Here is a 20,882-nt window from a genome sequence, read left to right on the forward strand (position 1 = left end):
GGCCGGGGGCGAAGGGCGCGGACGAGCGAATGGAATCCATGAATGACGCTTCCTTTTCGAACTCCTCGATACTCTCAGGGGGATTCCCTCCATCTCAGACGCGGTACGCGGGCTGGGCTACTTGGCGCGCTGACCACGGCGACCGTCACGGCGGCACTGCTCGTCGCACCGGTCGCGGCATCGGCGACGGCCCAGGAAACCCGGCCGCAGCAGGCCACGGATGCTGCCGTGCGAGGGCTCGACGTCAGCGCCTACCAGGAGACCGTGGACTGGGCCGCGGCCGCCGCCGACGGAGCCTCCTTCGCCTATGTCAAGGCGACCGAGGGCACCTCCTACATCAGCTCCCGCTTCTCCCAGCAGTACGACGGCGCGGCGGAAGCCGGCCTGATCCGCGGCGCCTATCACTTCGCCAGGCCGGACAAGTCCTCCGGCAGCGCGCAAGCCGACTACTTCGTCGACCACGGCGGCGCCTGGCAGCCGGACGGCAAGACGCTTCCCGGCGTCCTGGACATCGAGGCCACACCGGGCCTGTCAACCTGCTACGGGGTCAGCCCCAGTGCGACGGTCAGCTGGATCGCCTCCTTCGACGACGAATACCGGCGCCGCACCGGCCGCCACCCGGTGATCAACACCAACACGTCGTGGTGGTCGCAGTGCACCGGGACCTCGTCCGCCTTCGCCGCCACCAACCTGATCTGGATCGGCAGTTGGACCGGCACCCCGCACCCACTGCCCAACGGCTGGTCGACGTACGCCTTCTGGCAGACCTCCGACTCCGGCACCTTTCCCGGTGACCAGGACGTGTTCAACGGCACCGAGCAGGACCTGCGGAACCTCGCCGCCAACGGCACCTACACGCCGCCACCGCCGCCACCGGCCGGCGCATGGCCGGTCGTCCAACAGGGCTACAGCGGCCGCCAGGTGACCACCATCCAGTACCTGCTCAACGCCCACGGTGCGGCGCTGTCGGTCGACGGCTCGTTCGGAGCAGCCACGCATGACGCCGTAGCCGCCTTCCAGACCCGCAACCAGCTCACTCCCGACGGCATCGTCGGCCCCAAGACCTGGCAAGCCCTCATCACCAGCGTCAAAGAAGGCGACAACGGTCCGGCCGTCAGCGCGGTGCAGGCCGAACTGAAAGCCCATGGCGCGGCGCTGTCGATCGACGGCTCGTTCGGAGCAGCCACGCATGACGCCGTAGCCGCCTTCCAGACCCGCAACCACTTGACCCCGGACGGCATCGTCGGCCCCAACACGTGGCTGGCGCTGGTCAACTGACCCCGCCGTGGCCGAAAGATCCCTGCCGGTCCGCGAACCGCGGCTCTCGGACCGGCACCAGACCAACAGAGGAGAATTCGCCGTGCCCAACATCCGCAGCATGCGCCGTCTCGGCCTCACCGCCGGGGCCCTCGGTGCTGCCACCGTGCTTGCCCTGCCCGGCAACGCGTTCGCCGTCACCAAGCTCTCCCAGTCGGCCGCCGCCTCCCAGCTGCGCGCGGCCGGGGTCACCTGGTCCTCCAGTGGCAGCTGCACCACCCGCTCCAACCCCAGCTGCACGTCGTTCGAACAGATCAACCAGGCCACCGTCGACGGTCTCAAGACCCTCAAGAGCGCCAGCGGCTGTGCGATCAATGTCACGGGTGGCACCGAGGTGGGGCATGCCTCTGGCACGTACAGCCACTACCACGGCTACAAGGCCGACATCACGCCGAACACCTGCATCAGCAACTACATCACCAGCAGCTTCACCCACATCTCCAACCGGGGTGACGGCGCGGTGCGCTACCGCTCCTCAGCGGGCAACGTCTACGCCCGTGAAAGCAACCACTGGGACATCACCTACTGCGGCGGCAGCTCCGCATGCACCTCCGCCGCCAGCTCCTGACCCCCCGACCCGACCCGGAAAGGCATCTCATGAAGCACCGCGCAGCCGTCCTCCTGGGCACCGGAGCGCTGCTGGCCGGCGGCCTGGTCGCCGCGCCCTCCGCCTCCGCCGCCACCAGCTGCCTCGGCTCCTCCTGTAATGGCCTCAACCCCGCCAACACTACGTGCGCCAACGACGCCCGCACGGTGGCCGAGGGCAGCGGCCCGATCACGGCCATGGAACTGCGCTACAGTCCCTCGTGCCGGGCCGCCTGGGGTCGCTTCAGGATCAGCGCCCCGTCCGGCTCCAAGATCGAGATCAAGAACAACCAGGGCAAGCACTACACCACTTACGGCAGCGGCCACTTCTTCAGCGTCATGGTCGACGACAAGAACGTGCAGGCGTGGGCGTGCGGTACGTGGAAGGCGAACGGCTCCGACAACATCGACTGCACCAACTCCTACTGATCCGCGGCACCAGACAGGGGCTGCTCGTCATCGGCGCCGCCCTCGTCGGCTCGCCGGTCCTGGCGAGCGGCCCGGCCCACGCCACGACGAGCAACGTCTCCGTGGCTCACCTGTGCCGGCCGGCTCCGGAATCCGCCGAATGATCGGCTCAACTTCCGCTCCGGCACGGTGCTCTGTCTGGCTGCTGCGGCGGACGGGAGCGAGGGCAAGGTCTCGTGGAGCGGCGTCCTCCTTGGGTTCTGGGAGTCGTTGCAACACCCCAGTTCGGGTCCGTCTTCAAACGGACCTTGTCCAGAGCAGGAACGACGCGAGTGTGACCGCCGCTTCGGGGGAAGTGGCGGTCTTCTCGTATCTGATGGCGATCCCTCAGCCGATTCAATCGGCATACATTGCCGGCCAGCAGGTTGTCACGGCGCGGCCCGCTGGCCAACACCGTATGTAGAGAGTGGACACAGGGCACCCGCGCGCACGGCGCCCAGCCGGAGCGGTCGAGGCCCTCGACCGTCAGGGCGATTCCGTGGCCGGGGCCACTTGCGACCCTACGGGGCTCGACTCGCCGGCCAGAAGGCGGTGGAAGTCGCCGAGCCCGCTTTCGCGGTGGTGGGCCATCGATCGCAGCGCGGCGTCAACGTCGCCGGCTTCGAGGTGGGCGAGGAGCTCCTCATGCTCGTGCAGGATCTCATCCGCGCGGGTGCGGTCGCCCCGGGCGGCGCTACGGCGGTAGGCCAAGGCGCGATGCGGCTCCAGGGCCTCCCACAGCTGGCGGACGAACCGCAGCAGCCAATGGTTGTCGCAGCGGTCCAGCAGGGCGAAGTGGAAGGCCTTGTTCGCGAGGATCGCGGCATGGGCGTCGGCTTCCTCGGTCGCCTGACGTTGGGCGTTGAGGGCGGCGCGCATCGCGGTCAGGTCCTGAGGCGTCGCCCGCCCCGGCACCGTCAGCAACAACTCCCTGCCGGTGTCCGCGATCGAGAAGCGCCCGGTCAACCAGTGCTTCATCGGCTCCTGTGCCAATGGTCAGCTCGAGGACATCGCGATCGCCGCCGCCATCGTCAAGGGCCGCACGGTCGCCCCGGGTGTGCGGCTGCTGGTCACCCCCGCCTCCCAGCAGGTGTACCGCGAGGCGATGCGCGCCGGCTACCTGCAGGACCTGGCCGACGCCGGAGCCGTGGTCACCAACTCCACCTGCGGTGCCTGATTCGGCTACCACATGGGCCTTCTCGCCCCCGGCGAGGTCTGCCTGACCTCCTCCACCCGCAACTTCACCGGCCGCATGGGCAGCCCCGACGCCGAGATCTACATGGCCTCCCCCGCCACCGTCGCCGCCTCCGCTCTGGCCGGCCACGTCACCGATCCCCGAGGAGCGATGAACTGATGGACACTCAGATCACCGGACGCGTCTGGGTGGTGGGCGACAGCGTGACCACCGACGCCATGTACCCCGCCTTCGCCATGAAGCTGCCGATCCCCGAAGCCGCCCGGCACATCTTCTACGAGTTGCGCCCCGGCTGGAGCGACCAGGTTCGGCCAGGCGACATCGTGGTCGCTGGACGCAACTTCGGCCTCGGCTCCTCCCGGCCCGTCGCCGCCCTGTTCCGGGAGCTGGGCGTCGCCGCGCTGGTCGCCGACGAGTTCAACTCCCTGTTCCTGCGCAACTGCATCAACCACGGCCTGCCTGCCCTCACCGTCCCCGGCGCGCGTGCCGCGTTCAGCGACGGCGACACCGCCCGCCTCGACTTCGCCGACGGCTGGATCGAGAACGCCACCAGCGGCAGCCGCCTCACCGGCGGCGCCCTCCCACCGCTGGTCCTCGACATCCTCGCGGCCGGCGGCATCCTGCCCAAGCTCGCCCGCGAGGGCTACATCCCCATCCCCGCCGCGTCCTAGCACCACGCACACCACCCGCGGGACGAGCACGCACTCCCGGGTGCTCCTACTGTCCAGCCCAAACCCTGGAGTCCGCACATGCCCGAACAGCTCGCCCCCGGCGTCATCCGCATCCCCACCACACGTCGCGACAACGCCTTCCTCTTCGAAGGCGACAAGGGCTACACCCTCGTCGACGTCGGCTGGGCCAGCGCGCCGAAAGCCATCACCGCCGCCTTGGCCGACCTCAGCCGCAAACCCACCGACATCACCCGCATCGTCATCACCCATGCTCACCCCGACCACGTGCAAGGCGCCGGCCTGATCCGGGAGTTGACCGGCGCACCCCTTCTCATCCACCCCGCCGAGAACACCTGGCTGCAAGCCGGGCGTGTCCCCCGCGCAGGCCGGTCCGGCGCCCTGGGCCGCGCACTGGACCGCCTGCCGAAACTGCACTGGCAGCCCCTGAGCGCAGACGGCCCCCTGACAGACGGACAACTGATCGACGGCAGCGACGGGCTGCGCGTGCTGCACACTCCGGGCCACTCGCCCGGCCACATCGCGCTCGTGCACGAACCCACCCGCACCCTGTTGACCGGTGACGCGGTCTTCCACCGAAGCGAACGCGCCCTGGGCCCTGCCCAGTTGGCGGCCGACCCTCACTTGCGCACCGGCAGCCTGGCCCGCATCCCCCGCGACCTCAAGGCCGTCGGCTTCGCCCACGGCACCCCCCTGACCGGATCAGGCGTCGACACCTTCCACGAGTGGCTGAACGCCCTCCAGGGCTAAGGGGTCCTTGCACTATGAGCGCCCGGGAGCAGCACCGTGCGCCCGCCCCTCCCGAGCCGCCCCCGGCTCCCGGCCCGTGCGCCGCCCTCCCAGGTTGTCCAGCCGCCCGCCGAACCTCTCGTACACCCCCCTGCTTGCTTCGCCGCGCACCACCCGTGCCGGCAGCCACCCCTGCCACAACCCGACGCCGTCCCCACCCTGAGCCGCACAGAAAGCAGGCCCCCATGAGCAGCTCCGCCATCGCGGCCGCGCCCTTGCAGGCCGAGATCTCCACACGCCTCGACGCCCTGCCCGTCACTTCCTGGCACCGCCGTGTCGTGACCCTGATCGGCCTCGGCTCCTTCTTCAACTTCTTCGAGGTCGCACTGGGAACCCTGCTCATCCCGCTGCTCCCCGCGTCCTGGACCGCCACAACCACCGACAAGTCCCTCCTGATCGGTGCCCCCTTCCTCGGCGAGATGATCGGCGCCTTCGCCCTCGCCAAAGCGGCCGACCGCTACGGCCGACGCCGCATGTTCCAGATCAACCTCATCGCCTACGCCGCCCTCGCCCTGCTGTGCGCCACCGCCTGGTCCGCCCCTGCCCTGCTCGCCATCCGGGTCCTGATCGGCGTCGGCCTGGGCGCCGAGCTCACCCTCGTCGACACCTACCTGATCGAACTCATACCCGCCCCCCGCCGCGGCCGCCTCCTGGCCACCAGCTATGCCCTGGGCATGCTCGCTGTGCCCACCGCCGGCATCCTCGCCGCTCGCCTGCCCCACACGCTCGCCGGCTTGCCCAGCTGGCGCTGGCTCCTGATCGCCAGCAGCGCCAGCGCACTGAGCATGTGGCTCCTACGCCGCCAGCTCCCCGAATCCCCCCGCTGGCTGGCCGCCCACGGCCACACCGCCCAAGCCCTCACCCAACTCCACGCCATCGAAGCCGCCGCCCGAACAAGGGCCGGGACCAACCAGCTCGCGCCGGCCGACAGCGTCTTCACGCCTGCTCCAGCCGCATCCGGGACCGCAACCGCCGTTCCCCTGCGACGCACACTCCTGGCCTGCGTCATCCAGCTCCTCAGTCCGATGGGCTTCTACGGTTTCGCGTCGATCGGTCCCCTCGTCCTGCTCGCCAAGGGCTACGACGTCGTCGACTCCCTCGGCTACGCGGCCTTGACCGCGATCGGCTACCCCCTCGGCGCCCTGCTGCTCATCCCGCTCGCCGAACGCGTCCAGCGCCGAACCCTCGTCATGGCCTCCACCCTCAGCGTCGCCGCCACCGGCTGCGTCTTCGGCACCGGCACCACCACCGCCGTCATCGTCACGGCCGGAGCCTTGACCACCACCGCCAGCGTCCTCCAGGCAACCGCCGCCCGCTCGTACGTCGCTGAGCTGTTCCCCACGAACGTGCGCAACACCTTCCTTGGCCGCAGCTACGCACTCTCCCGGCTCGTGTCCGCCGTCCTGCCGTTCGCGGCCCTCACCATCCTGTCCGCCCTCGGCGCCTCCGCGCTGTTCAGCCTGAGCGCGCTCCTGCTCGCCCTCCTCGCCACGGCAGTCCTCACCCTCGGCCCCCGTACCAACAACCGTCCCCTGGACCAGATCTGACCCGCAGCGTTCGGAAGACAGTCACCGCCCCCACCGACCGGATCCCTGCGGGCCCGTTCGGCGGGCACGCCCGCAAGGCCGAGGGCGAGGACGCCGAGGAGCTCCACCGGGGCGGCAGCCAGCACGATCCTCACCCCGGAGATCAGGGCGCGACGAGCGCCATGGCGCCGCCGGGCGGCGAGTCGTCGTACGGCTGCATCTCGCCGGCCTTGACCCAGCCCCAGGACTCATACCGGGCCGGGCCTTGTCGCGGGCCTGCCCGACCAGCAGCCAGGCACGGGCTATCGAGTGTCGTCGACATCAGGATGACTGCGGTCGCTGCAGTCCCTGGAAGAGCAGTTCGATCAATCGGCGGGGGTCATAGCGGGGGTCGCTGTCACGTCCGATGCAGAGGTTGCCGATGCCGCGCATCAGTTCGTAGGGCTGCGTACCGGGCCTGATCTCGCCGGCGTCGACTGCGGCGTCGAGCAACTGCGCGCACACGGGCATCAAGCGGTCGACGAAGTAGGTGTGCAGCGCGGCGAAGCCGCTGCTGTCCGACTGCAGCGCGTTGGCGAGTCCGTGCTTTGTGACCAGGAAGTCAACGAAGAGGTCGATCCACTGACGGAGTGCTGCGAGCGGAGAGTCGGCACTGGCCAGCAGGCTCGGGCCGGCCTCGGCGCATGCCTCGACCTGGTGGCGGTAGACGGCGGCGACGAGGTCCGCCCGCGTCGGGAAGTGGCGGTAGATCGTCCCCATCCCGACGCCCGCTCTGGCCGCGATCTCACGGATTGGCGCGTCGACGCCGGAGGTGACGAACACCTCGGCGGCGGCGGCAAGCAGCGTCTGCTGGTTGCGCAGCGCGTCGGCCCGCTTGCTCCGGGCCGGCACCTCTCCGGGCTGGCTTGCAGTGGGCACCACGCTCTCCTTCCGACGGCCGTTGACAAACGGAACAACGTTCCGTATCTTAACCGGAACAACGCTCCGTTCTCAGCGTAGCTGAAGCCGGACGCTCCTGACCGCCTCACCCGCCGCCAGCCGAATGAGACCGGCAGCAGAGGCCATTGAAGGGACATACGCATCATGAGGGAATCGACTTCCACGACCGAGACCGACACCTTCAGCTCGCCCGCTCCCGTCCTCTCGCTCAGCCCGGTGGTGCTGTCCGTGCCCGGACGTCCCGTGGACCTTCAGGTGCGCGTCTCCGCACCGGTGACCGGGACGGATCTGCCTGTCATCCTCCTCTCCCACGGTCACGGCCCCTCGAACAACCTTTCCTCGCTGAACGGTTACGCGCCGCTTGCCAACTACTGGGCGGCACACGGGTTCGTCGTCATCCAGCCCACCCACCTCAGCTCCAGGACACTGAGCCACCTGCACACCGACACCCCCGGAGGATCCCTGTTCTGGCGCTCACGCATCGAGGACATGAAGCACATCCTCGACCGGCTCGGCGTGATCGAGGGCGCCGTGCCGCAGCTCGCCGGGCGCATGGACCACAGCAAGGTCGCCGTTGCCGGACATTCGCTCGGCGGCCACACCGCCAGCGTCCTGCTGGGCGCCCGGCTCACCGACCCCGACGGCGGAGAGGAAGTGAACCTCATCGAGCCCCGGATCACGACGGGTGTACTGCTGGCCGCGCCCGGCAGAGGCGGCGATGTCCTGAACGGGCGCATGGCCAAGAACGTGCCGTTCTTCCTGACCACGGACTTCTCCACGATGACCACACCCGCGCTGGTCGTGGCCGGCGACAAGGACGACTCCCAGCACTTCACGGACATGGGTCCGGACTGGCACGCCGACCCCTACACCCTCGCCCCCGGCCCCAAGACCCTGCTCACCCTGTTCGACGCGGAGCACGGACTCGGCGGGATCGCCGGGTACGACGTCGCCGAGACCACGGACGAAAACCCCGAGCGGGTGGCTGCGGTCCAGCGGCTCACCTGGGCCTACCTCCGCACCGAGCTCTACCCTGGGGATCCCGCTTGGCAGGCGGCGCGTGACGCGCTGACGGACGGCCCCAACCCGCTCGGACGGGTCGAATCCAAGTAAGCTTGCCGCCCAGCAGCAGGAACCACACGACGACTCCCGCGCCTCCCGTCACAGAGCCTGACCCGTCCGCATTGACCTGCCCGGTGATCAGGTCGGGCCGTGTGCCTCGTGCCGTGCGCAAGACGCACAAGTACGGCCGCGGCGGCGTGCGTCGGCCGTTGTGTGGAGGGCTCCTGACCGTGATGTCAGAGGCATGTGGTGGGATGGCCGCACCTCATATTGCTGACGTGCCGGGAGACCATCTTGATACCCACCTACCCGTCTCTGACCCGTGCGTTGGCCGAGGCTTTGGTCGATGTCCTCTGGTTCATCGAAGACTGTGAGGACGAGCAGATGGATCCGGACGACGCCGTCAAGGTCCTTGATGGCGTCGCCCACCTCGTAGGCCAGCTGTCCAATGAGCAGCGGGTTGAGTTTCTCGACCTGATTGGGGCGATGGCCGCGGTGGAGACGGACCCAGAGCGGCGGGAATTCCTGGAGGAGTTCCCGGAGGGCTTCGGACTCGTCGAGGATCCGACCTGCCCTCTGCTTCACGAGTAGAGCAGGACGCGCTTTCGGAGCAGGGCGAAGCTGGCCCGACCGAACGTGTGGCGCTCACTGAAGCGCACGGAACCCGTACGCCGACTCCCTGACCCAGGGGTGACGTACGGGTCCCGGTCCGGACTTCTCAGCTCCGGCAGTCGCAGTGGCTCGCGGAAGGGTCGGCCAAGGTGAGCCCAAGATGCCAGGGTTCCCTATCCCTGTCAGCGTCCGCACGGGCCTGGCTATGTTCACCGCATCGGACAGCAGTTGCTCAGCAGTCTGAGCCCCGGGCGATCGCCGAACCAGGTCGAACAGTTCATGAGTTCCGACAGCACTTCTTCACTTCTTCGTCCGCGATGCGCGGGCCAAGAGGAACAGGAGGAGTCCGCAGGTGGCGACCAGGATCCAGCCCGGGCGGGACGCCTGTGCGAGCCCCGCCGGGCCGGTGTTCGCGACCAGGCCGCCGGCGAGGGCGATGCCGAGTGCGGAGCCGACCTGTCGTGCGGTGGACGTGATCGCTCCGGCCACGCCGGCCCGGTCCGGAGGCAGCCCGCTGACCGCGGTATTGGTGATCGGCGCATTGGCGAAGCCGAACCCGATACCGATGAACAGGTAGGCGAGCAGGATCAGGGGCACGCTCGTGTGCCGGTCGAGCCCGACCAGGCACAGTCCGCCGGCCATGATGAAGCCGCCGGCCAGGGTCAGCGGCAGCCGCGGTCCGATACGACCGACCAGACGGCCGGACCAGGGTGCGCAGACGGTCGCTCCGAGAGCCATGGGCAGGGTCGCCACCCCGGCGGCCAGTGGCGTGAAACCCCGGGTGTGCTGCAGGTAGAGGGTGTTGAGCAGCAGCGTCACGTTCAGGGCGACGAAGACCGCCAGGGCGCCCAGGACCGCGCTGCTGAACAGTGGGCTCCGGAAGAGCCGCAGATCCATCAGCGGTTCGTGCCGGCGGGCCTCGACCCACAGGAATCCGACCGTCGCCATGGAGGCGACCCCGTAGGCGGCCAGCGCCGCGGGCGATGTCCAGCCGAGGCGCGGCCCTTCGATGAGGACGCCGACCCAGACCCCGATGACCACGGTCAGCAGGGTCTGGCCCGGAACGTCGAGCCGCTGTGCCCGCGGCCCCCGGGACTCAGGCACGAACACCGCGCTGAGCACCAGGGCGGTCACGATGACCGGAGCGTTGATCCAGAACAGCGACCGCCAGCCGAACCCCGCGACGAGGGCGCCCCCCGTGACCGGGCCGACGGCCATACTGAGCCCGAAGACCGACGCCCAGATGCCGATGGCCTGCGCTCGCTCCCTCGGGTCGGGCATCGCGTTCACCACGATCGCGAGAGCCACGGGACTGAGCATCGAGGCTCCGATGCCCTGAACGGCACGGGCCGCCATGAGCGCGCCCACCGAAGGGGCCATCGCGCAGACCAGCGAGGCCGCTCCGAACACCATCAACCCGGACTGGAACACCCGTCGGCGTCCGAAGCGGTCCGCCAGCGCACCGGAGGAGATCAGCAGACCCGCCAGGACGATGGTGTAGGCGTCCACAGTCCACTCGAGACTGCGAGTCCCGACGCCCAGGCCGCGCCCGATGGCAGGCAGGCCCACGTTGACGATGGTCGTATCCAGGCCCACCAGGAACATGCTCAGGCAGCAGACGGCCAGCACCGTCCAGCGCCTGCGCGCGCTCAAAGGGGCCGAACAGGGTGAGTCGTCACTGTCGCGGTCACTGTCCACCTCTCATCCAGGAGTACCTGCCGGCAAGGCTGAGGCAGGCCGACGACCCCCGACCAGCCTCTTTGCGAAGTCCGCAAAGAACCGCACACTGAACCGCGTGGACACAGAACTGGAGCAGATACTGGACGGCATCGGGCCACGGCTGCGCACGCTGCGCCGGGACCGAGGACTCACGTTGGAAGCGCTGGCGACCACGACCGGGATCTCGGTGAGCACACTGTCCCGGCTCGAATCAGGTAGACGGCGCCCGACTCTGGACCTGCTCATACCGCTCGCGCGTGCGCACCGCGTCGCACTCGACCAACTGGTGGCCGCACCGGCCACCGGTGACCCCAGAGTGCATCTCACGCCCTTGCGCAGAGGTGACGGCAGCATCCTCGTGCCGCTGACGCAGTATCCAGGCCGGGTGCAGGTGTTCAAGCACGTACTGGCTCCCCGCGAGCCGAAGCTGGTGACCCACGACGGCTACGAATGGCTCTACGTCCTCGCCGGCGAGCTACGCCTCATCCTCGGAGAACACGAATGCAGTCTCCGCCCCGGCGAAGTGGCCGAGTTCGACACCAGAGAACCGCACTGGTTCGGCCCCGCGAACACGAGCGCCGTGGAGATCCTGCATCTGTTCGGCCCGCAAGGCGACCAAGCCGTCGTCCGCGCGAGGCCCTCGGCAACCGATCCCGCCCCGGAAACCACCACCCCACCGCCCATGACGTCTTGACCACCCGCAAGACCTGGCCCAGCAGACCCGGGACCGAGTGTGCCGCAGTGCCGCAGCCGCGACAGAGCGCGCGTCCCGGCGCGCGGTCGCACGGGGCCATCCGCCCGTCAACATGCAGACCGCTACCGGGAGATGAGCGACAGAGTCGCCCTGTTATGGTGCGCCGATGTCATCGATCAGGCAGTTCCAAGTCACCTTTGACTGCGCAGAACCTGAGCGCGTCGCTCGCTTTTGGTGCGAGGTGTTGGGGTACGTCGTATCGCCGCCACCGAAGGGGTTCGCCACGTGGGACGATTTCGACCGCTCCCGGGCTCCTGAGGATCAGGGTTCATGGTTCGCATGCAGTGATCCCTCAGGTGTGGGCCCGCGACTGTTCTTCCAGCGCGTTCCCGAAGGCAAGGTCGTCAAGAATCGGGTGCATCTTTGCGTGCGGGTCGGCACCGGGCTCGTGGGTGAAGAGCGCCTGGCCACGCTCGAAGCCGAGTGCGCACGGCTGATCCCGCTCGGCGCGGTACGCGTGCGACTACTGTATGACGGCAACGATTCGTGCATCGTGATGCAGGACATCGAGGGCAACGAGTTCTGTCTCGACTGAGCATCCTCCGAGTCGGCGAGGTGGGTAGCCGTCTTCGGCGAGGTTGTGAAGTCGGGCGATGCCGATAGCCGCCGTCTGCGATGACCGTGGTCCGGCCGACGGCGGCCTTCGCACCGGACACTCTCGCCACCGGTGGGTCTCCCCGAGCCGCCTCCCGAACCCGGCATGCGGCACGCTGTGCAAGGTCTTCTCGCTCGGAACCGCGGCCCAGGAGCGGGTGGCAGGACAGGCGGAAGGCGGCCAGTTCCTCGGGTACCGCACGCCGGCACCACTCCGCTCTCGCCGTGATCGAGTCGTGGCCCGCGGGTGTCATCGCGCAGACCGACAGGGCCGGCAGGGAGGAGAGCCGGTGGCGCACCCCGCTGGCTGAGCAACGGATCGGGCGTGAGCGACTCGAACTCAGCGACTGAGCCGCGGACTTGATCTCGCTCTGCACTCTCGCGCAGGGCTTCCACACAGCGCGGCCGCAATGTCGCTGGCTGGCGTCGTTCTACCGGAGCGTCCAGTCAGGGGTGGCATGTGACGTACTGGCGGGCCCAGGAGTTGTTGGCGTACCCCCGGGGGTTCCAGACCGTCGCCGCCGATTCCGGCTGTACGGCTCCATTGGAGTCCCAGGCGCGGGCGATGAGCTCCGTCTCGCCTGCCAGTAGCGTGAGTGTGGCGCGCCAGTGCTGCCACGTCCATGGACTCTCCGGTGCGTCCAGGTCGGCGTGGGTCCAGGTGCTGCCGCCGTCGGAGGATACGTCCACCCGGGCGACGGTGCGGTCATCCCCAGCGAATGCGAAGCCGGTGACTTCGGTCGGCCCGGAAGGTAGCTGGGCGCCTTTGTCGGGCCGCAGGATGGCGCAATGGAGAGCGATCGGGCCAAGCGTGATGCCGTCTCCCGGCTTGGCCTTGTGGGGGTCGGCTTCGGGGGGCAGGACGCTGTAGCCGGTCTGGAAGTAGTTGTCGGTCGGTTCGGCCTGGGCGGTGATGCGCTGGAGCCATTTGACGCTGCGGGCGCCGATCCAGCCCGGGACGACCACGCGCAGTGGGGCGCCGTGCGCGGTGGGGAGGGCCTGATCGTTCATCGCCCAGGCCAAGATCACCTCGCTGGAGGTGGCTTTCGCCGCTGGGATGGAGGCGCCGAAGGGCTGTGGCGGGTTGGCCTCCTGCGACACGTCGGTGCCGGTGAAGGCGATGTGGGCCGCTTCCGCCTGCAGTCCGGCCTCGGCCAGCACATCTGCTAGGCGCACACCACTCCAGCGGGCCGTGGAGGTGGCTCCGGGGCCCCAGGGCTCCTGGCCCGGTATGTCGCGGAACTCCATGAGATCGGCGCGGCGGTTGCCCGCGCACTGCAGTGTCGCCACCACGTTCCGCTCGGGGAAGCGGCGCTGCAGTTCCTCCATTGACAGCTCCAGCGGGCGGTCGACCAGGCCCTCCACCCGCAGCCGCCAGCTCGCCGCGTCCATTTGGGGGATAGGCCCGTGATTGCGGCCGTAGAAGCTCTCTAGGGGAGTGATTTGATCTAGGAGCGCATCAGGTGGTGGTTCGGCATTATACGGCGTCACTTTATGTATCACCATATCGTCTCGTTTACCCCATAGGCTCATATGCGCATTATGTTCAAACTTCCCCAAAGCGACACCTTGGATGCCGGGCAGCCAAGCAATTTCGGAGGAACCGCCTTTGGAACGGGCCGACATTGCCCCGGCCGAACGGCCTCAGCGGGCAACCACGTGAACCGATCAGTACAGCTGCCGGCCCCAGCGCTCCAGACGCCGACAGGCTGGGCAGGCTCACAGCGCCCTTTGCGCAGCCGCAGACCGCTTGCCGGTGGTCACGTCCGGGTCCTGCACCGTGTCCATCCGGATGGTGTCCTCGTCCGCATGCAGGTCTAGAAGGGCAGGGAGGCGTTACTTCGTGACCATCACGGTGACCTCGTAGCGTCCCTGGCTCGGCGAGCAGCGCATCGCCTCTCCGCACGAGTTGCGTTGAGCCGTGACGTGCGCGGTTCCGGGCCGGTGGGCGGTGAACTGCGCGGAGGAGACACCGCAGCCGCCGCCGGGCGGACAGGTGCCGGTGGAGGTGGTTCCGCCGCCGGAGGGGGCGAGCACGTGCGGGTTTGATCCGGCGGGAGTTGACCAGTAGGTGCTGTGCAGGCGCACCACGATGAGCGTGCCGGTGGCCACCCGGACAGTGGTTCCCCGGGCCTGTTCGTCGAGGACAACCGGCCCGGAGGCGCGTCCCGTCGGAGCAGAGGTCGCACGAGAATTTGACGGCGGTGGAGAAGGCTGCGGTCCGGCCGGGCCGGTTGAGCAGCCGCCCAGAACACAAGTCGCGGCTGCCGCGGTTACGGCCGCGAGCCCCGTGCGCAATGCGCGCCGGGAGGGGCGATGGCGGACTGTCGAGTGGGGCATGGGCGCTCCTGTGAATTCCGCCCGAATGGAATCGTGGGCGGTGGGGGGCGGGCCGGAGGCCCGCCCCCCACGTGCGGCGTGACAGGTCAGGAGACGGTCACGTCGTCGTAGTAGGTGTAGGTCGGGTCACCTGCGTAGTTGTCGTCCTGGTTGGTGAGGGTGAGTGTGTAGCTGTGGCCCGAGGTCACAGTGCCGGAGACCTGCTTCCAGCCCGCGCCCTTGGTGCAGGTCTTGCCGAGCAGCGTCGTGGTGGTGCCGGACGTGTTGTCCTTGAGTGTGGCTGTCGCCCAGTCGTAGCTCACTGTGTCCGGGCAGGTGACGTTGTACCAGAAGGAGACCTTGCTGGTGCCGGATGGCGCGGTGAAGGTCTGGGAGAGCGAGGAGGTGTTGGTCGGGCTGGTCGAGCCGACCAGCGCGCCGTAGCTGCCGCTGTGCGCCGCCGAGGTGGTGGCGGAGGTGCTGCCGCTGGTGGTCCAGCCGGACAGATTGCCGGTCTCGAAGGTGCCGTTGGTGAGGGTGCCGCCGCCACCGCTGCCGCCGCCGACGATCGGGTGCGAGATGGCGCAGGAGTTGGTGTCGTTCGACCAGCTCGCCTGCTCGGCGAAGGTGCCGGTGCCCATCGTGATGTTGGCTGCCCCGCCGGTGCTTCCAGGTGAGATCCAGGCGCACTCGTCGGAGTTCTCCTGGCCGTTGTAGGAGCTGCCGGTGTGGTTGGTCCAGCCGCCGGCCGGGTTCTGGTCCGACATCGTCTCCTGCCACTCGTGGCCGAGTGTCATGGTCCACCCGTCCAGCGTCCCCGGGGAGTTGACGAAGCCGACGCCGCAGCCGGCACCTGAGTCCATGTTGTACGGCTGGTTGCTGAACGCGATGTCGCCGTAGGGGGAGGACACCGGGCCGCCGGTCAACGTGCTGTCGCCGTTGTAGTCGTGCCAGGCGCAGTAACTGCCCTGGTAGCCGTCGGGGTTGGTGTTGTGCGGCGAGAGGATGACGTAGTACGCGTCGCGGTTGGAGGCGGCGGTGGTGTTGCCGAAGTGGCCGGCCGCCTTGACGGCCTCGGTGCCCAGCTGGTGCCCGGTCGCGGCGCTCGGCGACGCGGTCGAGTTGTCGTACCACACGCCGGACAGCACGCCGCCGCTCTGGTACGGGATGAAGTTGGCGTTGGACGGGCAACTGGTCGCGCCTGTCGGCACGTTCGGTCCGTCACACCACTGGGTGAGATCAGCGGACCACAGCTCGTTGCCGGTGCCGATGTCCTTGAACATCTCCTGGGCGACCGGAGCCGCGCCGTTCGGGTCACCGGAGAACGTGGCGTCGCCGCTGCTGTTGGTGCTCTGTGTGCCCCACTGGGAGCCGTAGAAGACCAGGTAGACCTTGGAGTGGCCGCTCTGAACGCCGATGCCGTCGATGCCGCCGCCGTAGGACAGCGTCTGCGGTCCGGTCGCAGCAGTCGCGGCCGGATGCGCGGCCGCCCAGGACTTCATCTTGGCGTTCCGCTGGATGGTCGGTACGGCTCCGTGCCGGTAGGGGTGCTGGTAGGTCGGGCTGTAGGGGTTGGATCTCGCCGTCTGAGCTGCGGATTGGGGGGCGGCTGCCGCCTGGGGTATGGAGGCGAGTGCCACGCCGGTGAGAAGGGACAGCGACGCGAGACCGGTCAGGGTCGTTCGGGCTGCGCCGCGGATGTGGGGATGGCCCATGGGTGATGGGATCCTTTCTGCGTACAGACCTTCGCCGTCGGTCCGGCGGAGGTGAGCTGCGTGGGACGTCGACGAAGGGCATCACGCGGTACGCCAGCCCCGGTCGTCGACGTTGAGGCCGGTTCCGTCGCGGGGCAGGACGAGAGGACTGAGCGGCACCGGGTGACTGCGCGGGCAGTGTGCTCGGCAGCTGGGGAACTCACGTACGGCGTTGCAGTCCGCGTGGAACTCTCGTCCTGCTAGGACGGATGAAGAGGCAGCGAGAAGGATTCGTACTGCGTTCTTGCCTGGTTGCAACGGGTGATGCTCCGTCAGACGCGGAGAAGCAAACCAGACATGACGCGTTCAGGTCAATGCAACTCGTTGTCTTTTCACAGAAAGATGGCCGCGGCCCGCCCGTGCAGTGCCGCCGACCCGTGGGCATGCACGTTTCCGCTGGTCAATGCGATGACAGCAGAGGACGCCGCGTTATTCGACCGGCCAGTCGGAGGGCGGCGGCAGGTCACCTCGCCGCCTTGGACCCCTCGCGCGCAGCATTACTCCGGGGCCGATGGAAAATTGGAGGAAACGCTCCGTCAAGAAGACGTAATTCAAGACCGGATCCCGCACCGGATTGACTCCCGAGCAGTCCCTCGTCTCCGATTTGCTCTCTCTTGGCCGACCACGGGCCCGAGCCATCCGCGCGACGTCCGTGACATGGCCGGTCCCCGCAGGCGTGCCTGGCCGCCCGGCGATGTGACCCGCGCCGCTGAACGCCGTCGGGACACTGCGCTCATGGCCGTCGCTTCAACAACCCGCCCGCGCCACGGTGGAGTATCCCTCCGCCTGCTGCCGGCCAGCCGGCGTAGCGGCGGATGACCTGCCCGGCGGGCCGGTCCAGAACGCCAGACAGTTCAGTCCGTGTGCGCTTCGCAGCAGCCTCTGCATCGCGCCGGGGCGGGCACGGCCAGCCTCCTCGGCCAGCTGCCAGCAGTTCTTGCGCTCGACGCCGGACAGCAGTCCGAGGATGAACGCCCGTGCCGTCGCCCGCGGTTCCACTCGGCGAAACCGGCCCGCGATGCGGGCCCACGGCCTGGTCGAACATCGCCCGCCAGCGGGCCGCGTCTATGCCGTGGCCCGCGGCCATCGCACGATCTTCAGGAGTCCACACAACCCCTGATGATCACGCGTCGGCCGTTCTCATACTCACCCGGGCCCGCGCAAAATCGTGAGGGCCGACCTGATGGGATGGCGCGCACTCGCTCGAGGCGGCTGATCACCTGTCAATCTCTTTGCGCGACCGCGCAGGTCACCCCTAGCGTGCAAGCGCATAGGAACCGTGCGTCAGGGCAACGCGCCACACGAATGAGGAGCAACCACCGTGGGAATCATGGTCTCGGTCAGGGGCTGGCTGCAGTGTGACGACGGACAGCTGGCCCAGATCAAGGAGATCGTGGAAGCAGACGATCCGGAGCGCACCTACAGCGGGGGCTGGGCCTTCCCCCCTCGGCAGTACAACTACGTCAGGTGGGCCTTCTACGGGGGCAACATTCGCGCGGTGTCCCCCGGCTGGTTCGAGGAGAGGCTGCGTCAGATCGCCCAGATCCCGGCCTCCTACCAGGATGACGAGTACGACGAGAGGCCTCGGGGGCTGTTTCTGGTCAGCCACGACGTCGACGGCATGAGCGAGTGGAGGGTCCACAACGGCGGCCTGGTGATCGGCCTCCCGGATGGGGATTACCACTACCTCGACGCCTAGCTACTTGCCCCTCAAGAAGTCTGGGGCTGCCTCTGGGTTGTCTTCTGGGGAGAGCCGGTGAGGGCCGGGCCATGGCCGCGACAGTGGAGGCGGATCGGTGCGGCCGGGGGTGGTGGCGGTGCTGCGTGGTGGCCCTTCGGGGCAGAACCCCGGCGCGGAGGTGTTGACACCCCAAAGTGTGAGTGGTTGAGTACTCACATGAGGAACGAACGACCTCGCCAGTTGTCCACCGCCGAGGAGCGCCGCGAGACGGTGCTGCGCACCGCGATCGGCGCCTTCGCGGCGCGTGGCTACTGGGGTACCACCACGACCGAGGTGGCGAAGGCGGCCGGGATCTCCCAGGCGTACGTCTACCGACTGTTCCCGAGCAAGGAGTCGCTGTTCACCGCGGTGGTCGAGCACTGCTTCGTGCAGGTGCGGGCCAGCCTGGAGCGGGCCGCGGCCGAGGCGAAGGGCAGCTCCGCCGAGGTGGTGCTGAAGGCCATGGGAGACGCCTACGCGCGACTGATCAGCGACAACGACCTGATGCTGATCCAGCTGCACGCCCAGGCGGCGGCCGTCTCGGAGCCGGCCGTGCGCGAAGCGGTCCGCCAGGGCTACGCCCGGCTGGTGGAGTACGCGCGCGGCGCCTCCGGCGGCAGTGAGCAGCAGATCCAGGAATTCTTCGCGCTCGGCATGCTGTGCCATCTCATCGTCTCCATGGGCGCCGACGAGGTGGACGCCCGTTGGACCCGAACGCTGTCCGCGGGCATCAGGCACTACTGACGCCCTGCGCGGTCGCACGGCCGGGCCTGTCGGCGGGGCGCACAGCCCCGCCCTTCTTACCGAATCAATGTGAGTGGTTGACCACACAGGGAATTGACCACACAAGGAGAGTGCTGTGAGGACCACCGACACCACCCGCAGCCCCGGAGCCGCGCTCGCGGCGCTGGCCGGGGCGCAGTTCACCGTCATGCTCGCCACGTCGATCGTCAACGTGGCTCTGCCGCAGATCCGCTCCGGTGTCGGCCTGTCGGACGGCGGCACCGCCTGGGTGGTCAACGCCTACGGCTTGGCGTTCGGCGCCCTGCTGCTGGCCGGCGGGAGGGCTGCGGACCTGCTGGGCCGCCGTAGGGTCCTGCTCGCGGGCCTGGCGGTGTTCGGCACCTCCTCGCTGGTGGCGGGCCTGGCCACCACTTCGGGCGTACTGATCGCCGCCCGCGCCGCGCAGGGCCTGGGCGCCGCGGCCGTCGCCCCCGCCGCCCTGGCCCTGGTGATGGACCTGTTCCCGCCCGGCCCCGGCCGGGGCAAGGCGCTGGGCATCTGGGGTGCGGTCTCCGGCGCGGGGGGAGCGGCCGGCGTCCTCCTCGGCGGCGTCCTCACCCAGGCGTGGGGCTGGTCGTGGATCTTCTACGCCGTCGCGGTCGGCGCGTTCCTGGTCCTGGCCGCCGCTGCCGCCAGCGTGCCACGGGCGCAGGTCGCCGACAGCGGCCGGTTCGACCTGCTCGGCACCGCCACTGTCACGCTCGCCCTGACCGCCCTGGTGTGGGGACTCACCACCGCGCGCCGCTCCGGCTGGACGGGCGGCACGGTCCTGGGGTCCTTCGCCCTGGCCGCTGTGCTGCTCGCCGGCTTCGCCCTGATCGAGCGCCGTCACCCGAACGCGCTGCTACCACCCCGCCTGTTCCGCACCGGCCGCGTCACCGCCGGAAACGTGCTGATGGCGCTGCTGGGCTCGGTGTGGATCGCCCTCTTCTTCTTCCTGCCCCTCTACCAGCAGCAGGTCCTCGGCTCCAGCCCGCTGGTGACCGGACTGGGCCAACTCCCCCTGGCCGCAGCCAACATGCTCGGCTCCACCCTCGCCCCGCGCGTCTCCCGCCGCGTCGGAGCGACCGCTACGGTGACCGGCGCGCTGCTGACCGAGGCCGCAGGACTGCTCTGGCTGGCACAGATCGGCGCCCACGGCAGCTACCTGGCCGACATCCTCGGCCCCAGCGTCCTGATCGGCCTGGGCCTGAGCGTCGCCTTCGTCCAGCTGACCGCCCTGTCCGTCGAGGGCGTCGCCAAGCAGGACGCCGGACTGGCCGGCGGACTGGTCAATACCACCCGCCAGGTCGGCGGCGCGATCGGCCTGGCGGTGCTGGCCACCCTCGCCGGCTCAGCCACCTCCCACGCGGCCGCCCACCAGGCCCACCTGGAGGCTCTGATGGCCGGCTACCGCACCGCGTTCGGTATCTCCGCCGCGGTCCTGACCGCAGCCGCCCTGCTCGCCGCCCTCCTCACCCGGCGCGGCACCGCACGCACCGCCACCGCCCCGGCCCACGACCCGGCCCCGGCTCCCGCCGGCCGCAGCCACTGACCCAGCCGCCAACCCACGAACCCACACACCCACTGACCCGCAACGCACCAACCACAACGCGCACAACCGACCCGAAAGGAACCCCTGCCATGTTCACCATCGACGAGACCGCCCCCGTCATCGTCCGCCTGTCGACCGTGATCGACGCCCCGCTGGAGACCGTCTGGGCCCTGCACGCCGACGTCGACTCCTGGGCCGACTGGAACGCCGACGTCGACCAGGCCAAGCTCGACGGCCCGCTGCTGCCCGGCAACTCCTTCCACTGGAAGACCCACGGCCTGGACATCACCTCCACCGTCCGCGAGGTCGTCCCCGGCGAGCGGATCGTGTGGGGTGGCCCGGCCAACGGCATCGAGGGCGTCCACGTCTGGACCTTCGCCCGCACCACGGACGGCAAGGTCACCGTCCACACCGAGGAGTCCTGGAGCGGCGCCCCCGTCGATGCCGCCGCCGACGAACTCGGCCAGGCCCTGAACGCCTCCCTGACCGCCTGGCTCGCCGCCCTCAAGTCCCGCGCCGAGCAGACCGCCTGACCCCCTCACCA

20 protein-coding genes and 3 pseudogenes are annotated in these 20,882 nt (G+C 69.2%); 15 read left to right on the forward strand and 8 right to left on the reverse strand.

Annotated features, from left to right (window positions below; all coding sequences use genetic code 11):
- Window positions 1–228: 228 nt before the first annotated feature.
- From ASC56_RS37225 to ASC56_RS00230, 3 genes are all read left to right on the forward strand, one after another.
- Entirely contained in the window at window positions 229–1,278 is a 1,050-nt protein-coding gene (locus ASC56_RS37225; RefSeq protein ID WP_063784896.1) for a GH25 family lysozyme, read from the forward strand.
- 100 nt (window positions 1,279–1,378) lie between these two features.
- On the forward strand, window positions 1,379–1,885 hold the full coding sequence (locus tag ASC56_RS00225; RefSeq protein ID WP_055489587.1) for a hypothetical protein: 507 nt from the start codon (window positions 1,379–1,381) through the stop codon (window positions 1,883–1,885).
- A gap of 29 nt (window positions 1,886–1,914) precedes the next feature.
- Entirely contained in the window at window positions 1,915–2,331 is a 417-nt protein-coding gene (locus ASC56_RS00230; RefSeq protein WP_055489062.1) for a DUF2690 domain-containing protein, read from the forward strand.
- A gap of 504 nt (window positions 2,332–2,835) precedes the next feature.
- Here ASC56_RS00230 and ASC56_RS00235 read toward each other — a convergent pair.
- The gene (locus ASC56_RS00235; protein WP_055489063.1) at window positions 2,836–3,315 is read right to left on the reverse strand and encodes a GntR family transcriptional regulator; all 480 of its coding nucleotides are present in this window, start codon (window positions 3,313–3,315) and stop codon (window positions 2,836–2,838) included.
- Between ASC56_RS00235 and ASC56_RS00240 the strand changes: the two are divergent.
- The 4 genes and pseudogenes from ASC56_RS00240 (at window position 3,287) to ASC56_RS00255 (ending at window position 6,569) form a co-directional block, all read left to right on the forward strand.
- A pseudogene (locus ASC56_RS00240) lies at window positions 3,287–3,703 on the forward strand (aconitase family protein). The gene ASC56_RS00235 and the pseudogene ASC56_RS00240 overlap by 29 nt on opposite strands.
- A complete protein-coding gene (locus ASC56_RS00245) occupies window positions 3,703–4,215 on the forward strand; it encodes a 3-isopropylmalate dehydratase (RefSeq protein WP_055489064.1) in 513 nt (170 codons plus the stop codon). The pseudogene ASC56_RS00240 and the gene ASC56_RS00245 overlap by 1 nt, the downstream one beginning before the upstream one ends.
- A 78-nt stretch (window positions 4,216–4,293) precedes the next feature.
- A complete protein-coding gene (locus tag ASC56_RS00250) occupies window positions 4,294–4,983 on the forward strand; it encodes an MBL fold metallo-hydrolase (RefSeq protein ID WP_055489065.1) in 690 nt (229 codons plus the stop codon).
- A 224-nt stretch (window positions 4,984–5,207) separates the two neighbouring features.
- A complete protein-coding gene (locus ASC56_RS00255; protein WP_063784897.1) occupies window positions 5,208–6,569 on the forward strand; it encodes an MFS transporter in 1,362 nt (453 codons plus the stop codon).
- Between the two features lie 300 nt (window positions 6,570–6,869).
- Here ASC56_RS00255 and ASC56_RS00260 read toward each other — a convergent pair whose 3' ends face one another.
- Window positions 6,870–7,466 carry a TetR/AcrR family transcriptional regulator gene (locus ASC56_RS00260; RefSeq protein WP_055489066.1) on the reverse strand — a complete coding sequence of 199 codons (597 nt, stop codon included), beginning with the start codon at window positions 7,464–7,466 and terminating at the stop codon, window positions 6,870–6,872.
- 165 nt (window positions 7,467–7,631) lie between these two features.
- Here ASC56_RS00260 and ASC56_RS00265 point away from each other — a divergent pair, with 165 nt between their 5' ends.
- Both ASC56_RS00265 and ASC56_RS00270 read left to right on the forward strand, forming a co-directional pair.
- Window positions 7,632–8,600, forward strand: a complete 969-nt coding sequence (locus ASC56_RS00265) for a chlorophyllase (protein WP_055489067.1) — start codon at window positions 7,632–7,634, stop codon at window positions 8,598–8,600.
- Window positions 8,601–8,843: 243 nt separating this feature from the next.
- Window positions 8,844–9,140 carry a hypothetical protein gene (locus ASC56_RS00270; RefSeq protein WP_234376784.1) on the forward strand — a complete coding sequence of 99 codons (297 nt, stop codon included), beginning with the start codon at window positions 8,844–8,846 and terminating at the stop codon, window positions 9,138–9,140.
- Window positions 9,141–9,461: 321 nt separating this feature from the next.
- Here ASC56_RS00270 and ASC56_RS00275 read toward each other — a convergent pair whose 3' ends face one another.
- Entirely contained in the window at window positions 9,462–10,814 is a 1,353-nt protein-coding gene (locus ASC56_RS00275) for an MFS transporter (protein ID WP_234376785.1), read from the reverse strand.
- 133 nt (window positions 10,815–10,947) lie between these two features.
- Here ASC56_RS00275 and ASC56_RS00280 point away from each other — a divergent pair, with 133 nt between their 5' ends.
- Together ASC56_RS00280 and ASC56_RS00285 are read left to right on the forward strand one after the other, a co-directional pair.
- A complete protein-coding gene (locus ASC56_RS00280) occupies window positions 10,948–11,574 on the forward strand; it encodes a helix-turn-helix domain-containing protein (protein ID WP_371330024.1) in 627 nt (208 codons plus the stop codon).
- A 166-nt stretch (window positions 11,575–11,740) separates the two neighbouring features.
- Entirely contained in the window at window positions 11,741–12,169 is a 429-nt protein-coding gene (locus ASC56_RS00285) for a VOC family protein (RefSeq protein WP_055489070.1), read from the forward strand.
- A 171-nt stretch (window positions 12,170–12,340) separates the two neighbouring features.
- Here ASC56_RS00285 and ASC56_RS39350 read toward each other — a convergent pair.
- The 5 genes and pseudogenes from ASC56_RS39350 to ASC56_RS41505 form a co-directional block, all read right to left on the reverse strand.
- A pseudogene (locus tag ASC56_RS39350) lies at window positions 12,341–12,675 on the reverse strand (ISAs1 family transposase); the annotation flags it as partial.
- Window positions 12,676–13,761, reverse strand: coding sequence for a sulfite oxidase (locus tag ASC56_RS00290; RefSeq protein ID WP_055489071.1), 1,086 nt, complete (start codon window positions 13,759–13,761; stop codon window positions 12,676–12,678). It lies immediately after the preceding pseudogene.
- A gap of 303 nt (window positions 13,762–14,064) precedes the next feature.
- On the reverse strand, window positions 14,065–14,340 hold the full coding sequence (locus ASC56_RS00295; RefSeq protein WP_055489072.1) for a hypothetical protein: 276 nt from the start codon (window positions 14,338–14,340) through the stop codon (window positions 14,065–14,067).
- A 314-nt stretch (window positions 14,341–14,654) separates the two neighbouring features.
- Window positions 14,655–16,262, reverse strand: coding sequence for a hypothetical protein (locus tag ASC56_RS00300; RefSeq protein WP_063784898.1), 1,608 nt, complete (start codon window positions 16,260–16,262; stop codon window positions 14,655–14,657).
- Between the two features lie 912 nt (window positions 16,263–17,174).
- Window positions 17,175–17,324 (reverse strand): annotated as a pseudogene (locus ASC56_RS41505) (IS701 family transposase); the annotation flags it as partial.
- A 307-nt stretch (window positions 17,325–17,631) separates the two neighbouring features.
- On the opposite strand from ASC56_RS41505, the gene ASC56_RS00310 reads away from it, so the two are divergent.
- The 4 genes from ASC56_RS00310 to ASC56_RS00325 all read left to right on the forward strand — a co-directional run bounded on the left by ASC56_RS00310 (window position 17,632) and on the right by ASC56_RS00325 (window position 20,871).
- Complete coding sequence (locus ASC56_RS00310; protein WP_234376825.1) at window positions 17,632–18,000, forward strand: hypothetical protein; 369 nt, start codon at window positions 17,632–17,634, stop codon at window positions 17,998–18,000.
- Between the two features lie 198 nt (window positions 18,001–18,198).
- Window positions 18,199–18,765 carry a TetR/AcrR family transcriptional regulator gene (locus ASC56_RS00315; protein WP_055489075.1) on the forward strand — a complete coding sequence of 189 codons (567 nt, stop codon included), beginning with the start codon at window positions 18,199–18,201 and terminating at the stop codon, window positions 18,763–18,765.
- Window positions 18,766–18,880: 115 nt separating this feature from the next.
- Window positions 18,881–20,338, forward strand: coding sequence for an MFS transporter (locus ASC56_RS00320; protein WP_055489076.1), 1,458 nt, complete (start codon window positions 18,881–18,883; stop codon window positions 20,336–20,338).
- An 89-nt stretch (window positions 20,339–20,427) separates the two neighbouring features.
- On the forward strand, window positions 20,428–20,871 hold the full coding sequence (locus ASC56_RS00325; RefSeq protein WP_055489077.1) for an SRPBCC family protein: 444 nt from the start codon (window positions 20,428–20,430) through the stop codon (window positions 20,869–20,871).
- Window positions 20,872–20,882 lie beyond the last annotated feature (11 nt).

The organism is Streptomyces sp. TP-A0356 (genome assembly GCF_001417775.1).
In the GTDB taxonomy this organism is placed as follows: Bacteria; Actinomycetota; Actinomycetes; order Streptomycetales; family Streptomycetaceae; genus Streptomyces.

Excerpts from the sequence above, each read along its gene's own strand:
- ASC56_RS00225 (WP_055489587.1), top strand. The coding sequence starts at position 1,379 with ATGCGCCGTCTCGGCCTCACCGCCGGGGCCCTCGGTGCTGCCACCGTG.
- ASC56_RS00230 (WP_055489062.1), top strand. The coding sequence starts at position 1,915 with ATGAAGCACCGCGCAGCCGTCCTCCTGGGCACCGGAGCGCTGCTGGCC.
- ASC56_RS00245 (WP_055489064.1), top strand. The coding sequence starts at position 3,703 with ATGGACACTCAGATCACCGGACGCGTCTGGGTGGTGGGCGACAGCGTG.
- ASC56_RS00250 (WP_055489065.1), top strand. The coding sequence starts at position 4,294 with ATGCCCGAACAGCTCGCCCCCGGCGTCATCCGCATCCCCACCACACGT.
- ASC56_RS00255 (WP_063784897.1), top strand. The coding sequence starts at position 5,208 with ATGAGCAGCTCCGCCATCGCGGCCGCGCCCTTGCAGGCCGAGATCTCC.
- ASC56_RS00265 (WP_055489067.1), top strand. The coding sequence starts at position 7,632 with ATGAGGGAATCGACTTCCACGACCGAGACCGACACCTTCAGCTCGCCC.
- ASC56_RS00285 (WP_055489070.1), top strand. The coding sequence starts at position 11,741 with ATGTCATCGATCAGGCAGTTCCAAGTCACCTTTGACTGCGCAGAACCT.
- ASC56_RS00290 (WP_055489071.1), bottom strand. The coding sequence starts at position 13,761 with ATGAGCCTATGGGGTAAACGAGACGATATGGTGATACATAAAGTGACG.
- ASC56_RS00300 (WP_063784898.1), bottom strand. The coding sequence starts at position 16,262 with ATGGGCCATCCCCACATCCGCGGCGCAGCCCGAACGACCCTGACCGGT.
- ASC56_RS00310 (WP_234376825.1), top strand. The coding sequence starts at position 17,632 with ATGGTCTCGGTCAGGGGCTGGCTGCAGTGTGACGACGGACAGCTGGCC.
- ASC56_RS00315 (WP_055489075.1), top strand. The coding sequence starts at position 18,199 with ATGAGGAACGAACGACCTCGCCAGTTGTCCACCGCCGAGGAGCGCCGC.
- ASC56_RS00325 (WP_055489077.1), top strand. The coding sequence starts at position 20,428 with ATGTTCACCATCGACGAGACCGCCCCCGTCATCGTCCGCCTGTCGACC.